Source organism: Duncaniella sp. (assembly GCF_029056165.1).
In the GTDB taxonomy this organism is placed as follows: Bacteria; Bacteroidota; Bacteroidia; order Bacteroidales; family Muribaculaceae; genus Duncaniella.
In genome coordinates this window covers 59234-73004 of the sequence record NZ_JAIDBW010000003.1, presented here as the reverse complement: position 1 = coordinate 73004, position 13771 = coordinate 59234, and the positions used below count along the sequence as shown (strand labels likewise).

Here is a 13771-nt window from a genome sequence, read left to right as displayed (position 1 = left end):
ATGAAATACATATCAATAGAGGCTCTTGAGGATAAAATCCTTGGCACTGTCGGTACGCCACGTCGTGATGCTTTCGAGACCGAGGTTAATAAAGAAATACAGGCTTATCATGTTGGAGAGGCTATCAGGCTGGCCCGGAAAGGTAAGAATATGACCCAACAGCAGCTTGGCGACCTGATGGGAGTCAAGAAAGCGCAGGTTAGCCGTATTGAAAATGGAGAGACATTCAACCTTGCAACCGTAATACGGGCATTTAAGGCGATGGGGTTACACACTAATTTAGAAATCGAGGGCGGTATAAAAGTCGCACTTTGGTAAATGAAGACAGATATTCCCGTCAATGGAATTTCTGCCCGTTACTTACTATTGTAGTATGTGCGAACTTTAGATTGGGATGCTATGTTAGAACTTTATAAACTAATGAATACTAACATATCATTCCATGGACAAGATCATAAAGAATCCGGAGGATAGAAATCTCCAGAAAGAACTCTCACAGATGAGTCCCTTTGAGATCAAGGGTACGCTTATCAAGCTTGCCGAGAGAGACGCACAGCGTTCGACAGCAACATTTCTCAACGCCGGGCGTGGCAATCCCAACTGGCTGTTAAGTTTTCCGCGTAAAGCATTCTTCCTTTTGGGTCAGTTTGCCATGGAGGAGGCGGACCGCAATAAGTTTGACTATGATCTCGGCATTGTGGCCTCACCCACGGAAGGGGGTATGGCCAAACGTTTCGAAGAGTTTATCGACGCTCATTCGGACGATGTCGCCGGTAAGGTGTTGCGCCATTTCTACACCTACGTCACCGGTGAACTGAAGGCTGACCCGGATGAGTTCGTCTATGAACTTGTAGATGGTATCATCGGCGATCACTATCCTACGCCTCCGCGCATCCTGAAATATACCGAAATGATCACCCGCGACTACCTGCGCTGGGCAATGGGTGGCGGCGATGACAGGACGGAGTATGATCTGTTCGCAACCGAAGGCAGCACGGCAGGTATGTGTTATGTCTTTGACTCGCTCAAGGCAAATTATCTCTTGAAGCCGGGCGATAAGATTGCGCTTCTCACTCCATGTTTCACCCCGTATCTCGAAATACCCGAACTTTCGGAGTTCGGTCTCGAAATTGTGGAGATCAGTGCGAATAAGGTTGAGAAAGACGGCTATCATGACTGGCAGTATCCCAAGGAGGAGATCGACAAGCTCCGCGATCCGTCGGTAAAGGTGGTATGCGTGACCAATCCGTCCAATCCGCCGAGCGTGTGCCTCTCACCTGATGTGCTCGCCCAGTTTGTGGATGTCGTAAAGAACGATAATCCTGATCTAATGATCATCACTGATGATGTGTATGGTACTTTCATCAAGGATTTCAAGTCACTGATGTATGTACTGCCTTACAACACCATCTGCCTGTACTCATATTCAAAATATTTCGGAGCTACCGGATGGCGTGTAGCAGCGATAGCACTGCGTCCCGACAATGTGTTCGATGCACGTCTGGCCAAGCTGTCGGCTGAGGAGAAAAAGGCTCTCGACAAACGTTACAGCTCGCTGACACTGAAGCCCGGTAAGCTGAAATTCATTGACCGTCTTGTGGCCGACAGCCGTCTTGTGGCTCTTAACCATACAGCCGGCCTTTCAACCCCGCAACAGATACAGATGGCACTTTTCTCGGCTTTCGCTTATCTGCACCGCGAGGAACTGCAGCCCAAACTGATCTCCATGATCACCCATAGACTGGAAAATCTGTGGAGTCCGACAGGCTTCAAACTCCTGCCTGATCCGTATCGCGCAGGTTACTACAGCGAGATCGACATGATGGTGTGGGCTACGAAATTCTACGGCGAGGAGTTTGCCGAGTATATGCGTAAGAACTACGAGCCGCTTGACTTCGTGGTGCGTCTTGCCAGTGAGACAGCCATAGTGCTTCTCAACGGTGATGGTTTTGACGGCCCTGAGTGGTCAGTCAGGGTTTCATTAGCCAACCTCGACGACTCGGCCTATCTGAAGATCGGCACGGCTATACGCCATATCCTTGACGATTATCATGCCCGCTTCCTTGAATCACTCAAGGGTAAGTGAGTGTCCCGTCGATGACATCCTCTCCTCATCCGTAAAATAAAAACCAATAACCGATTTTTATTCTACTCCCCACGGAATTTCAAAGTATTCCGAAATAAGGGGTTGATAAAAATCGGTTATTGGTTTTTATTTTGAAAAAATCTTACGCGTACATCAAAGATCAGAGACATCCACATCCATTGAATTGCCATCAGATGTCGATCTTGATTTTTCGGAAGCTGCGCCGGGAGGCACTTCGGCCGGGCCGGAGAGATTTACTGAATACCTGTAGCGTTTTCCCGAAAGCCATCTGTTGTCAGGCAGTTTGTCGCCAAGTCCAAGACGTATCTGTCCGTAGCCGGGATTGTCTCTGGACAGGAGACGATAGTCGGTCGATGAATCGGGCCAAGCCGTAGAGCCGTCGGGATTTTCTATGCGGTAATCGATCTCAAGATAGGAGGAGTTGAAATATGCATCGAAATCGAACACACCGAGGCGTGAGGGAATGAAAAAATTATATCCCTGATTGTCCGCTTCAAGCGGAGAGTCGAGAATCGGAGTTCCGTTGTCGGAGAGGAACACGGGAATTCTTGTTGACTGGCCATAGATGTCCCAACATTCCGAGACCTGCTCCGGAGTGGTCGAGGAGTTAAATCCCTCGGATGGATAGCGGAACTGCCCGACATTGCTGACATTGACTATTGTCGCACTCTTTACCCTCACGCTCCCGGAGGGGAGAGAGGAGTGGATAGTGACACCTACCATTGAAAGTGCGTGATAGAAATGCAAGCGGAGACGACCGGAAGTCTGCCTGATATTGGTCACGCGGCATACGACCAAGTCCTCCTCGCCACCGTTCTGATACTGCAACATGTCAAGCCACCACGGATTAGTATTTATGTCGATCGACGCAGGACTGACGGCGGTGAAACACATCGGATTGCCTGTCCAATCAACAGCCGGGGAATAGCTCCAGCTGTTAATGCCCGTGCGCACCACCTTAACTCCGTTCATTACGTAGGAATACAGGCTGTAATCGTATGCCCAAATTCGGAATTCCGGGATATTCTCGGTGGTGGTTACGTCGGCAGCCCGCGACTGCGTGATGAATGAGGCTGTTTCCGCATCGAAAGAGATCAGTCTCTCCTCCTGCGGGGATGGGGAAAGGGGTTCGTCAGAAGACGAGCAGGCGGCGACCGCACAGAGTGCCGTCGCCGCCATGAAGCTATATGGTATGCATATAAAGCTCTTCATCAGTTGTTGATTTGCGAGTCAATGAAATCAGGATACTCCTCCACTGTCACGTCAAAGTCGATCTTGCTTGAAGTGGCGGGAGCATCGATGTTGAGAGTGTAGCGATAAGCCTTACCGAGCTGCCATTCCGTATCGGATGTCTGGTTGGCGTTGAGCGGGAAATAGATGTAGCCGGCTCCGTCGGCAACCACGTCTGCTGTCTCAGGCCAGATCTTCACACCGGTATTGCGGTCAAAGATCTCGCAGAGCACGCGGGCGTAGGCACCGGAGTATGACGTACCGCTGATGTCAGACTTCGGAAGAGTCTGCGGGATGGAGAAGATATAGCCGGTGGAAAGGAGTTCCTTGGGGGTATCGGTGGCGAGCATCTCCGATCCTTCGAAAATTCGCTTTTCGGCGGGAGTGCTCTGATCGGTCCATTCACCTGTCACCTGATTGCCGATAGTGGTGGAGTTATCAGGGAAGTTAAACGAACCGACGGTGTTTGTGCCGAGAAGATCAAGAGCCCTCACGTTGACCGACAGAGCTTGTTCGCCAGCCTTAGCTACGCGGGGACGGAGCTGGAAGCGCACCTGCGACAGTGCATGGCGGAAGTTGATCTGTACGGGAGTGGCCAATGATCCGCTTCTGGTCTCACCGATATTCACCGAGTAGAGAAGATCGGTAGAGCCGCCGTTGATGAATCCCGGAATGTCGGGATTTGATGAGTCTGATTCCGTGGCGGTACGGATGGCCGGGCTGTAGCTGTAGAAGTTAAGGGGAGTTTCAGCCGGCCAGTACATGGTCGGAGAGTAACTCCAGCCGTTTGACGTACGATCTACGGTCACGTCACTCATGTAAGGCTTTCCATCGGCAAAAGCCCAGACCTTGAAGTCCTGAAGCGAATTGGTCGTCACAACCTGACGTCCGCTGAGAGGAGCGGAAGCGTTGAAGGATATGATGTTTCCCGATGAGGGAGCGTCTGAATCGTGGTCGGAGCAAGAGGAAAGAGAGAGTGCTACGCTTGCAGCGATTGCGATGTGTGTAAGAATTTTCATAGTGTCTGTATGTTTTTGATTGTTAGTGTCTTTATTATATACTCTAATAGGGATACAAATATCATGCCAAAAAGGTTTAGATCTGACGGCATATTAATAATTTGAGTTTCATTAACGTCCGTTATGGATTTCGTGTCAGAGTTCGATGTCGATGAAATCCCAGTCATCGATACCTACGTCAAGACCTCCGCCACCGCCTCCCTCACCCGGTTTGATTTCAGGGAGCGATGGCCCTTTTACGCGGATCACGAGGTTCATTGAGTCGGGAGCTTGGAGTATCTGGTCGGTTACATCATATAGATATACTTTCCGCTCTCCGTCGGCAAGCCACATATAGACGGCAAGACGGCTATGCGGGGAGTCTGATGCCATGCCGAAACTGGTGACGGTGGAGGAAAGAGATGATGAGTCAAGCGGCGACATGAAACCACCCATCGAAACCGCCGGCCCTGTCTGCCGTTGTCTGATTGGACTATAGCAGGCTGTAAGGTCGGAAAGCACGGCATAGTATCTGAGGGCAGATTGGAGATTTGTGATATCTGTCATCTCGATATGATAGTCGCGCGTGATTCGCTTTGGAATAAAACTAACGGTGTCTGTTGCAACTGTTGATCTAATCTCAATCTCCCGCTTTATGTCACACCACATCCTGTCTGGCTGTCCGTAAAGCTTCTGAGGAGGAAAGGGAAGCTGTTCAGCAGGTATGTCGCCGATCACGATAGGGGATGTGGAGAATGAAAATTCCGAGATGTTGTCGATATCGGAGAAAAGTATGTTTTCTGTGTCGTTGTTGAACGTTACGGCATCGTATGCGCCTTTTGGCATCCTCACCGTGCCTCCTGCAGGGCGGAAATCACTTCTCCAGTAGCTGCCCGGATCATGATCGATCGGATAGAAAAGGTTGGCCATTCCGTCGGGCAGGGTTGTTTCCGTCTGATTCCAGTCATAGTCCACGGCTATCAGAGGATTTTCAATTATCCCGATGTCCTCGATGAGTTCCTTGTGGGTGCATCCTGTAAGACATACAGACATCAGCAGGGTCATCAGTGACGATCCTCCGAGGGTGGCTATATGTAGGATGTGATGCATTGTTTATCGTGGCCTTAATGAATGGAGACTTCTTGTTATTTAAACGTTTATGAATAAGGAAAGTTGTAATAAAATATGAGCAGGAAGGCATAAAAATCAGATAGGTTGTATGGCTTGAGTTTGTGCGAGCCATACAACCTATCTAATTTAATTATTCTTTTTCCACCATCCCTGTGGCGTGTGTTATCAGAAGGGGAGATCGTCGGTGGCAGACGGGCTGAGGTCGGGCACGGGAGGAGCGGGAGCGGCTGCGGGGGCTGCATAGCCTTGCGGCATGTTTTGTGCGGGGCCGTAAGCAGCGGGTGCACCGTAGGCTGCGGGCTGAGGTGCGGCCATGCCGACGTTGGGATCTTCAGCTTTCCATGCACGCACTTCAACATACCAACGGCCGTTGTATTCACGGCTGTCGATATCGAAACTGATCTTGACCACCTGTCCTACCTGAAGAGGGTATTGATCGACGCGGTCACCGAAGAAGTTGAAGAATATCTTACGGGGATATGTCTCCTGTGTTTCAAGTACATATTCACGCTTTTTCCAAGCGTTTCCCTTCTGGGAAGTGCCGCCTACTTCCGGGAGGGCGACAATGATTTTTCCTGTTACTTCCATTTTTGGATATTGAGAGTTTTTTGATTATTCGACTGTGTGGCATCTGATCCGCAGACTGTTTGTATTGCGGGCATTATAGGTCACCAAAATCAGAGGCTGACTACAAAAGTAGTCAAAATTCCCCGACTCTCCAACAAAATCACCCCCTCACTTTTCAACATTCGGCTGGATATTGTAAAATCACATCATATCCGGGATGATATTTTTAGCCCATTCAGGAGGTTCGACGACATACATCTTCTCGATTTTCCCATTGGTTAGTCGGAATTGTAATTTTGCATCTTGATCATTTATGGAGTTGTCATAAATATATAGCCTATCTATAAGCGGAGCAATTGTTCTGCAATTCTGTATTGATTTCTGGTAACGTGATATTATTTTTCGTATAGGCACATCATGTCCACCTTCCATTACTCTTTTTGCTATGCGGGCCGCGTTTATTGATGGATGAGAGGTTGAGATAAAGAAAACACGGATAAAGAAACCGGCCTTTTTGGCACGTATTAGAAAGTCTATTTTATCATCTGCAGAAAAAACGGTCTCAAATACAAAACTTAATCTTTCATTCAAGCATTTCTCTCTCCAATTAGCGCAGAAGTTGGCGGCTTTAAGAACTGCATCTTCAGAGTTCCAGTCGCCGAACATCTCGTTGGCAATTAGATCCGGATTTATATAGGTGATGCCATTGGCCCATTCATGATGCAGAAATTTTTGCGTAACAGATGTCTTACCAGATCCGTTAGGACCGGCAATAACGATTAGTTCGGGTTTACGACCGGGTTTAACCATTTATGGCACTGTTTATTCTTTCAGCCCATTTGGCAGCTTTTATTTTCGCTCCACAATGTAGCTCTTTGAAGTATTCATCAGTAGCCTTTTTTTGACGGATAGAAGCATCCTGAGCAACCTCTTTCATTAATTGCTCAAGCATCTCGTCGCTCGGTTCTTGCCCCGAAGTGAAACGATATGAATTCATTTCTTGTTCCGACATACCTATTATGTTATGTTTCATTACAAAGATACAACAAATATTTCATATATTGAACTAATGGTAACTTATTACAAAATAAACTGGAAAATTTAATAAATATATAATTTAAGGTTAATTAACTTGACAAAACTACCATCATGTTGTATTTTTGTTGGCAAATAGCCAATATGAGGATTGCATGTTCCCTGTCTATCCCTGAGTGGTTGTTTTTTTACGATTCGTTTTTAATGGTTTTTTGTTTTTTTATTTTTTTCCATTATCGTTAATCCTTAATTCTCCCTCCACTGACTATGAACACTGATTCCCGTCGCACAGAGGCCATCATAGGCCGTGTGCGTTATCTGATGGAACTGCGCCGTATGTCGCAGAGGCAATTGGCGGCATTGCTCCGGGTGGATGCCTCCAATCTTTCGAAGATACTCAATTGTAAAATTCCTTTTTCGGACGGTATGATAAACCGCATAGTGGCTGATCTCGGTGTCTCCAAGCAGTGGCTGACCGATGGGGTAGGGCTTCCATTCGACAAGAGTCCTATTGCCAAGGAAATATCCACTGATGCACGTGTGCTCACATCATGCAGTCTGCGTGGGACACCTGTCTATGATCTTGACGTGACGGCCGGCTGCCGCAGTCTCGAAGAGCTTTTCGGTGAAGTCAATCCTGTCGGGATGATAGACATTCCGGGAATACCTAACGAGGCTAAGATCGTGAAAGTGTATGGCGACAGCATGAAACCGCGCATTATCAATGGTGGCTATGTGGCAATCCGCCGTATAAAGGATATGCGCAATATATTCTGGGGGCAGATCTATGTGGTGGAACTCGCTGACTTCCGGATGATCAAGTATCTCCGCCGTCATCCTGATCCATCAATGGTGATTCTCCACAGTGATAATCCTGAATATGACGATATGGATGTGCTCCGCAGCGACATCCGTTCGCTCCACGTCGTGGAAGCGATACTTAACTACGAGATAAACTGACCTGCTGCAATGGCTACGCAGATGATCTCTTCGGTGGCCGGAGCGTCGTGGAACGCGAGGTCATACCGCTGACCCCTCGCATTGGCTTGTGTGAAGTCCTGACTGATGCTTATTTCAGTCAGGCCGAGTCCGGGTGTACGTGCGGCTTTATACACGGCTTCTTTTGCCGTCCAGCATTTCAACAGAAAATTCATGGCTGCGCTGGCGGTATTGTCCTCCTCTGTCAGACGCAATTGTTCCGCAGAGTTGAGGAAACGGGAACATACCCGCCGGAGTTGCGGACGCGGACTTTCGATGTCCGCCCCTATGACCTGAGAGTTTTTGCCGACGGCAAGCAGGCATGAGGATGTCGAGTGAGAGAGCGATACGGGGATATCAGTGTATCCGGTGATGAAGGGTGCGCCGTCAGGGTAATGCGATTTCTTGGCTTCAGGACCGAATGCCGTATGGATGAGGTCGGCTGCGGCCATCTGTTCGCGTTCATGTCGTGTCAGCGATTCCGGTCCGGATTCTATACCGGTGAGATAGATGGTATAATCATCAGTCTCGATCTGTGGTTTCATAGACTCCGGAGATGTTTTAATGCATGGATCATGTCGCGTCGGACAGTCTTCACTATCGGAGCCACGGAATCGGCCGGTGTATCAGCGGGAAAGTTGAAATAGAGCACTCCTGACAGCACTTTGTTTCCATCGTGAGCCAATAGTTGCACCGGTGTGGTCAGCGAACTACGGGTCACTGCAAGCAGTCCCTCCCATCCGCCGTCGGATGTCAGTTCCGTCAGTTCCGTCACCGCGCCGCCCGTATTCAGTTCCATACGTTCACGCCTGTTGTCGAGAATCGCTTTCAGGTCATCAGGTGACTTTGCGCCGGAGAGTGTGAGATAGAGGTGCGCGTTCTGAAACGTCGGGTAGGTGATATTAATCCACGTTCCTTCATCTTTAGCCTCTCCGCTGACAATCGCCACGGAGTTTAACGTAAGACTGACGTTGTCAAAACTATGTTCGGTGTATTCTTCAGCCGGAACTTCTATGCGTGGCCAAGCTTCAGGTTTCGGCACGGTGGCGTCGTTGCCACGTGTTGAGCATGCGCATATTCCGGCTGCAGCAAGAGCTACGGCAAGAGTATGAAGGAGCGGTTTGACAGTCAGATTGAGAGACGGCATCGGAAGTGGAGATCTTCTGTAGAAGGTAGTATCAGGCTGTGTGCGTGGGTGTCATCTGATCGGCCTGAACTTCAGGCATCACTTTTACACGCACGTTGACGATACGGTGTTGCTGAATTGACAGTACGAGGAAGCGGCAACGCCCATAGACGATGGACTCTTTTTCTTTAGGGAAGTCACCTTTGATGGCCAGAAGCATACCGGCAAGAGTCTCGCAATCCTCGGTGACCTCGGAGTAGTCCTCCTCGTCGAGATCTGTCACGCGGAAGAAGTCGTTAAGAAGAGTCTTACCCTCGAAAATATATGTGTCGTCGGGGAGGCGGCGGTATGTTTTCTCCTCCACATCGTATTCGTCGTCGATATCGCCGACAATCTCTTCGAGGACATCCTCAAGTGTCACGATGCCCTGTGTGCCACCGAACTCATCGACTACAATGGCCAGATGGACGCGGCGCGAGCGGAAATCCTCCAGCAGATCGTCGATCATGCGCGATTCGGGGACATAGTAAGGCTCACGCATGAGTTTTTGCCATTCAAAGCCCTCCTTGGTCTTGCCGATGTAGGGAAGAAGGTCACGTGAGTAAAGCACACCCTTGATGTTGTCCATCGAATTTTCATAGACAGGCAGGCGTGCGAAGCCGCTTTCGATGACAACCCTCATGACCTCGGCAAAATCATCTTCGATATCAAGACCGGTGACATCCACGCGGGGGGTCATGACCTCGGAAGCGGTGGTATCGCCGAATTTGAGGATACCTTCAAGCATGTCCTTGTTGTCGCCGTCGCTCACCTGTGCTATTTCGAGAGCCTGCGACAGATCGTCGGCTGTCACGGAGGTATTCTCCTTGGTGACGACTTTCTTCACGATGCCGCTGCTCTTCACGAGGATTGATGACAGGGGATAGAAAAGTTTGACTCCTGCTTCAAGGACCGGAGCGGCCATGCGTGCCCAGCCGAGATTGTTAGAATTGGCGTAGAGCTTTGGCAATATCTCACCGAAAAGCAGGATCAGGAATGTCAGCAACACTGTCTGGAGGATGAAACTCCACACAGGACTCATCCCGGAGAATACCGGGCCGAGGGCGAAGTTACAGAGCACGACGATGGTGACGTTGACCAGATTGTTGATGATGAGGATGGTTGCCAGAAGGCGTTCGGGCACACGGAGCAGACGCAACACACGTTCGCCGGAGGGTGATTCCTCCAGTTCGTCGCACTGAACGGGTGTAAGCGAGAAGAATGAAATTTCACTTCCCGATACGAAGCCTGAGATCACAAGAGCCAAGATTGCCAACGCGAGGGCCACCATCTGGGCCGTCGTCATGGCTGGTATGCTCAGGAGGGGATTATTGATGATGTCAAGAAGAAGGTTTGCCACCTGTTCAGTGGCCGGTAAAGGATCTGTGTCCAAGACTGTAAATATAAGTTAGACAATATCGCGGAGGTTCACCGCAGGTTTATCGCTGCAAAGATAGTAAATTTTTGCTGATTGACATTATAAATTATAAAAACGCATTATAATTCTGGCCGGAGTGGATGCTTCATCCGCATTTCTCGGCAATAAAGACTCCGCCGATAATTGCGGCAGCCCCGATGAGGGTAATGACAGTGAGCGGTTCGCCGAGGAGGATGGCCGAAGCAAGTATGCCGACGAGAGGGACGACATAGATATAGTTGGATGCTTTGTCAGCACCGAGGCCTTTCACGGCTACATTCCACATGAGGTAACACAGCATAGAGGCAAGAAGTCCGAGGAAGAGCAGGTTGATCCATACGTTCTGATGGGTGAGGAGAGCGTAGTCGGAGCTGTCAGTGGTGATGAGGAAAAACGGCAGGACGGAGATAATGCCGTAGAAGAACACTTTGCGCGTGATGAAAAATGTGTCGTATTTCTTACTCAATCTTTTTACCACAAGGCAATAGGCGGCCCAAAGGATGGCTGCGATGATGGTGAGGAAATCACCGAGCGGACTGATTGAAAACTCCATGCTGGCGTTGAGCACCACCATTGCCACTCCGGCGAGCGCGAGGACTGAACCTCCGAGCAGGCTTTTGCGCAGAGGCGTGCCGAAAATGGCGCGTTCGAGCAGGATTGTGAAAATGGGAGTGGTTGATATGAGCAGTGACACATTGGAGGCAAATGTGATTCCGAGTGCCGTATTCTCGGTCAGGAAGTATAACGACCCGCCTGTGAGTCCGCCGAGCACCATCAGCAGTTCATCTTTCAGATTATCTGACCACAGACGGCGCATGAGCGGGAGCATACAGATATAACCGATGGAGAAGCGATAGACAAATATCTGCAACGGGGTCAGCCCCTCACCGATAAGTGTCTTTGTCGAGACAAACGTGATGCCCCACACTATCACAGAGAGTGATGCGAAGAGATGAGGGATGAATTTATTGCTGCGTTGGATATTACCGTGTTCCATGATTTTACTGTAATCCTTTTTCCTGCTTACGTGGTTCAGAGATCTGAATGTGGTTCGGGGCGGAGGTTGTAATTATTCCGGAGCGATTCGAATGTCACCGGGAGCTTATCCGCCGGGACGGATTTCAGGGTTGCGGTATCGGCCTTGATATCATAGTCTATATCCTCCTCTCGGATAGTGTGCGGGACGGGATGGACCGTCGGGAGTGATGCCTTGAGCTTTTCGGCTGTTATGTCAAGTCCGTAGCGCGACGAGAGATGCGGGGCGAGAGCATCGAGAACCATTGACGTGGCGCGTATCTTGCCCTCTTGGGAGTAACCGGCGATGTGTGGTGTGGCCACAGTCGCAAGTGCGAGCAGTTCGGTGTCGATGGCCGGTTCGTCTTCCCAGCAATCGATGGCTACGGCTGAGATCCTGCCGTCGCGGAGGGCGTTTTTCAAGGCGGATGTGTCGGTGACGGGGCCTCGTGCGGCATTGATTATCATCGGACGGCGCGTGGTTCCGGAAAGGAAAGCCTCGTCGATCAGATGATAGGTCGGATGGTCGCCTTCGCGTGTGAGGGGAGTGTGGACGGTAATCACATCACAATTGCGGGCAATTTCGTCAAGACTTACGAACTCCCTGCCGTCAGTACCTTTCTCTTGCAGAGGAGGGTCGTTGAGCATCACTTTCATGCCGAGCCCGCGCGCCCAGCGTTCGAGGATCGAACCGACGTTTCCTGCCCCGATGATTCCGATAATCTTTCCTGAAAGCGTCTCGTCAGGCTTCAGGGTCGATGCGATGGCGGCTAGGACATATTGGGCTACGGCAGGAGCATTGCAGCCGGGGGCATTGGCCACCGTGATCCCATGCGATTGACAATAGGGCAGGTCTATGTGGTCAGTACCGATGGTGGCTGTACCGATGAACGTGCAGTGTGAACCGGCAAGCAGAGAGCTGTCGCAGCGCGTGCGTGTACGCGTCAGTAGGATGTCAGTTCCGCGCATGACCTCCGGCGTGATCGCGTCGCCGGGCAGATAGAGCGTTTCGCCGAGGCTGTCAATAGCCTCACGGACAAAAGGAATGTTGCGGTCAGCTACGATGCGTAGTGTCTTTCCCATAGTGCTTTTTTTCTGATTATATCGTCATTGCCCATATATAGATTCCAAGATAGGCTATCATTACGGTCATGACAGCTATATAGCCGCGTCTCATGACAGTCAGACGGAAGAAATGTCCTACCTGAAAGGCTACGCAGGCATTGAGGACAGTCATATAGAAGGCGATGTTTGTGAAATTGACTATAGCAAATATGCCCGTTGAGATGGATATGAGAGCCAAAAGCCCGTTGTAAGCGCGGGCCTGTGCATTGAAACCCATTATCTTCAGGAGATTGAAGCAGCCGAAGAAAAATCCTGTGAGAAGTGTCAGTGCTGCTGATGCGAGGAGTGGCCATAGCGTCGGCGTAGATAGAACCAAGGCCGGAGGAGTGAACTCGAAATGCGGGGCTTCCGGAACGGGCACTATATCCAGTCCCCATGCGATCCAAGCCGGAGTGATGATGCCGAGGGAGGCCGCTATGATCTTCTTGACGCGCAGGATCTTCATGAGGCCGAGTCCCGCTATGAAGAGCGGGATGTAAAGAGCGAAGGTGTATTCCACCATAAGTCCCAGACCCAGCAGGAAGAACGCGAGGAAAACCCTTCGGCTGCTTGGACGGATGTCATAGATACTGAACAATATCCATATTCCGCCCATGACAAACAGGGCAAGGATCGAGGATGCGCTGAGCTGTCCCAAGACGGCCGGAGTGGCTGCCATCGTGAAGGCGAAGTAGGCTACGAAAAATACTGACGTGGTGCGCAGAAGATTGAAATGCCGGTTGATCAGGATCATTACTTCTGCCGTCGCTCCGACAAGAGCCATGTTGACCCACATCGAGATCAGTGATGAGGAGACCCACTCCGAAGGAGTAGGGAAGGCTATGGTGCGGAAGTCGGGTATATGCGGTATCTTTCCGAACGCGTATGCCTGTACGGTCATGAAAATGGCCGCGAGGGCAATGATGATGGCCATGCCCCGCGACCTGATGATTCGTGTAAATGTGACTTCCTTACGGGTCATAAACGAAGTTTAGAGGAGTGGAAGGTGAGTGTTCGACGAGTGT

The 13771-nt window shown here is 50.1% G+C and carries 15 protein-coding genes; 3 read left to right on the top strand and 12 right to left on the bottom strand.

Annotation, left to right across the window (positions count from 1 at the left end; genetic code table 11):
* Together K2G41_RS00560 and K2G41_RS00555 are read left to right on the top strand one after the other, a co-directional pair.
* The gene (locus tag K2G41_RS00560) at positions 1-318 is read left to right on the top strand and encodes a helix-turn-helix transcriptional regulator (protein WP_366145365.1); all 318 of its coding nucleotides are present in this window, start codon (positions 1-3) and stop codon (positions 316-318) included.
* Between the two features lie 124 nt (positions 319-442).
* On the top strand, positions 443-2086 hold the full coding sequence (locus K2G41_RS00555) for a bifunctional aspartate transaminase/aspartate 4-decarboxylase (RefSeq protein ID WP_300112906.1): 1644 nt from the start codon (positions 443-445) through the stop codon (positions 2084-2086).
* A 153-nt stretch (positions 2087-2239) separates the two neighbouring features.
* On the opposite strand, the gene K2G41_RS00550 is transcribed toward K2G41_RS00555, so the two are convergent.
* From K2G41_RS00550 to K2G41_RS00525, 6 genes are all read right to left on the bottom strand, one after another.
* The gene (locus K2G41_RS00550) at positions 2240-3319 is read right to left on the bottom strand and encodes a fimbrillin family protein (RefSeq protein ID WP_300112903.1); all 1080 of its coding nucleotides are present in this window, start codon (positions 3317-3319) and stop codon (positions 2240-2242) included.
* Positions 3319-4356 carry a fimbrillin family protein gene (locus K2G41_RS00545; RefSeq protein WP_300112900.1) on the bottom strand — a complete coding sequence of 346 codons (1038 nt, stop codon included), beginning with the start codon at positions 4354-4356 and terminating at the stop codon, positions 3319-3321. Before K2G41_RS00545 ends, K2G41_RS00550 begins: the two co-directional genes overlap by 1 nt.
* A 135-nt stretch (positions 4357-4491) precedes the next feature.
* Positions 4492-5445 carry a DUF5119 domain-containing protein gene (locus K2G41_RS00540; protein WP_300112897.1) on the bottom strand — a complete coding sequence of 318 codons (954 nt, stop codon included), beginning with the start codon at positions 5443-5445 and terminating at the stop codon, positions 4492-4494.
* Positions 5446-5631: 186 nt separating this feature from the next.
* A complete protein-coding gene (locus K2G41_RS00535) occupies positions 5632-6054 on the bottom strand; it encodes a DUF3127 domain-containing protein (protein WP_300112894.1) in 423 nt (140 codons plus the stop codon).
* Positions 6055-6234: 180 nt separating this feature from the next.
* A complete protein-coding gene (locus tag K2G41_RS00530; protein ID WP_300112892.1) occupies positions 6235-6843 on the bottom strand; it encodes a zeta toxin family protein in 609 nt (202 codons plus the stop codon).
* Positions 6836-7066, bottom strand: coding sequence for a hypothetical protein (locus K2G41_RS00525; RefSeq protein WP_300112889.1), 231 nt, complete (start codon positions 7064-7066; stop codon positions 6836-6838). Before K2G41_RS00525 ends, K2G41_RS00530 begins: the two co-directional genes overlap by 8 nt.
* Positions 7067-7335: 269 nt before the next feature.
* On the opposite strand from K2G41_RS00525, the gene K2G41_RS00520 reads away from it, so the two are divergent.
* Positions 7336-8028 carry a S24 family peptidase gene (locus K2G41_RS00520; protein WP_300112886.1) on the top strand — a complete coding sequence of 231 codons (693 nt, stop codon included), beginning with the start codon at positions 7336-7338 and terminating at the stop codon, positions 8026-8028.
* Here K2G41_RS00520 and K2G41_RS00515 read toward each other — a convergent pair.
* The 6 genes from K2G41_RS00515 to K2G41_RS00490 form a co-directional block, all read right to left on the bottom strand.
* Positions 8013-8591, bottom strand: a complete 579-nt coding sequence (locus K2G41_RS00515; RefSeq protein WP_300112883.1) for a 4'-phosphopantetheinyl transferase superfamily protein — start codon at positions 8589-8591, stop codon at positions 8013-8015. The two genes, K2G41_RS00520 and K2G41_RS00515, sit on opposite strands and share 16 nt — an antisense overlap.
* A complete protein-coding gene (locus K2G41_RS00510; protein ID WP_300112881.1) occupies positions 8588-9193 on the bottom strand; it encodes a hypothetical protein in 606 nt (201 codons plus the stop codon). Before K2G41_RS00510 ends, K2G41_RS00515 begins: the two co-directional genes overlap by 4 nt.
* A 31-nt stretch (positions 9194-9224) precedes the next feature.
* On the bottom strand, positions 9225-10604 hold the full coding sequence (gldE, locus tag K2G41_RS00505; RefSeq protein WP_300112878.1) for a gliding motility-associated protein GldE: 1380 nt from the start codon (positions 10602-10604) through the stop codon (positions 9225-9227).
* 130 nt (positions 10605-10734) lie between these two features.
* On the bottom strand, positions 10735-11625 hold the full coding sequence (locus tag K2G41_RS00500; RefSeq protein ID WP_300112875.1) for an EamA family transporter: 891 nt from the start codon (positions 11623-11625) through the stop codon (positions 10735-10737).
* Positions 11626-11660: 35 nt separating this feature from the next.
* Positions 11661-12725, bottom strand: a complete 1065-nt coding sequence (locus K2G41_RS00495) for a 4-phosphoerythronate dehydrogenase (RefSeq protein WP_300112873.1) — start codon at positions 12723-12725, stop codon at positions 11661-11663.
* A gap of 16 nt (positions 12726-12741) precedes the next feature.
* The gene (locus tag K2G41_RS00490) at positions 12742-13728 is read right to left on the bottom strand and encodes a hypothetical protein (RefSeq protein ID WP_300112871.1); all 987 of its coding nucleotides are present in this window, start codon (positions 13726-13728) and stop codon (positions 12742-12744) included.
* Positions 13729-13771 lie beyond the last annotated feature (43 nt).

Bases quoted from the DNA above. Each gene is read 5' to 3' on its own strand.
- K2G41_RS00555 (WP_300112906.1), top strand. From the start codon at position 443: ATGGACAAGATCATAAAGAATCCGGAGGATAGAAATCTCCAGAAAGAA.
- K2G41_RS00535 (WP_300112894.1), bottom strand. From the start codon at position 6,054: ATGGAAGTAACAGGAAAAATCATTGTCGCCCTCCCGGAAGTAGGCGGC.
- K2G41_RS00545 (WP_300112900.1), bottom strand. From the start codon at position 4,356: ATGAAAATTCTTACACACATCGCAATCGCTGCAAGCGTAGCACTCTCT.
- K2G41_RS00510 (WP_300112881.1), bottom strand. From the start codon at position 9,193: ATGCCGTCTCTCAATCTGACTGTCAAACCGCTCCTTCATACTCTTGCC.
- K2G41_RS00530 (WP_300112892.1), bottom strand. From the start codon at position 6,843: ATGGTTAAACCCGGTCGTAAACCCGAACTAATCGTTATTGCCGGTCCT.
- K2G41_RS00490 (WP_300112871.1), bottom strand. From the start codon at position 13,728: ATGACCCGTAAGGAAGTCACATTTACACGAATCATCAGGTCGCGGGGC.
- K2G41_RS00515 (WP_300112883.1), bottom strand. From the start codon at position 8,591: ATGAAACCACAGATCGAGACTGATGATTATACCATCTATCTCACCGGT.
- K2G41_RS00550 (WP_300112903.1), bottom strand. From the start codon at position 3,319: ATGAAGAGCTTTATATGCATACCATATAGCTTCATGGCGGCGACGGCA.
- K2G41_RS00560 (WP_366145365.1), top strand. From the start codon at position 1: ATGAAATACATATCAATAGAGGCTCTTGAGGATAAAATCCTTGGCACT.
- K2G41_RS00520 (WP_300112886.1), top strand. From the start codon at position 7,336: ATGAACACTGATTCCCGTCGCACAGAGGCCATCATAGGCCGTGTGCGT.
- K2G41_RS00525 (WP_300112889.1), bottom strand. From the start codon at position 7,066: ATGAAACATAACATAATAGGTATGTCGGAACAAGAAATGAATTCATAT.
- K2G41_RS00540 (WP_300112897.1), bottom strand. From the start codon at position 5,445: ATGCATCACATCCTACATATAGCCACCCTCGGAGGATCGTCACTGATG.
- K2G41_RS00495 (WP_300112873.1), bottom strand. From the start codon at position 12,725: ATGGGAAAGACACTACGCATCGTAGCTGACCGCAACATTCCTTTTGTC.
- K2G41_RS00500 (WP_300112875.1), bottom strand. From the start codon at position 11,625: ATGGAACACGGTAATATCCAACGCAGCAATAAATTCATCCCTCATCTC.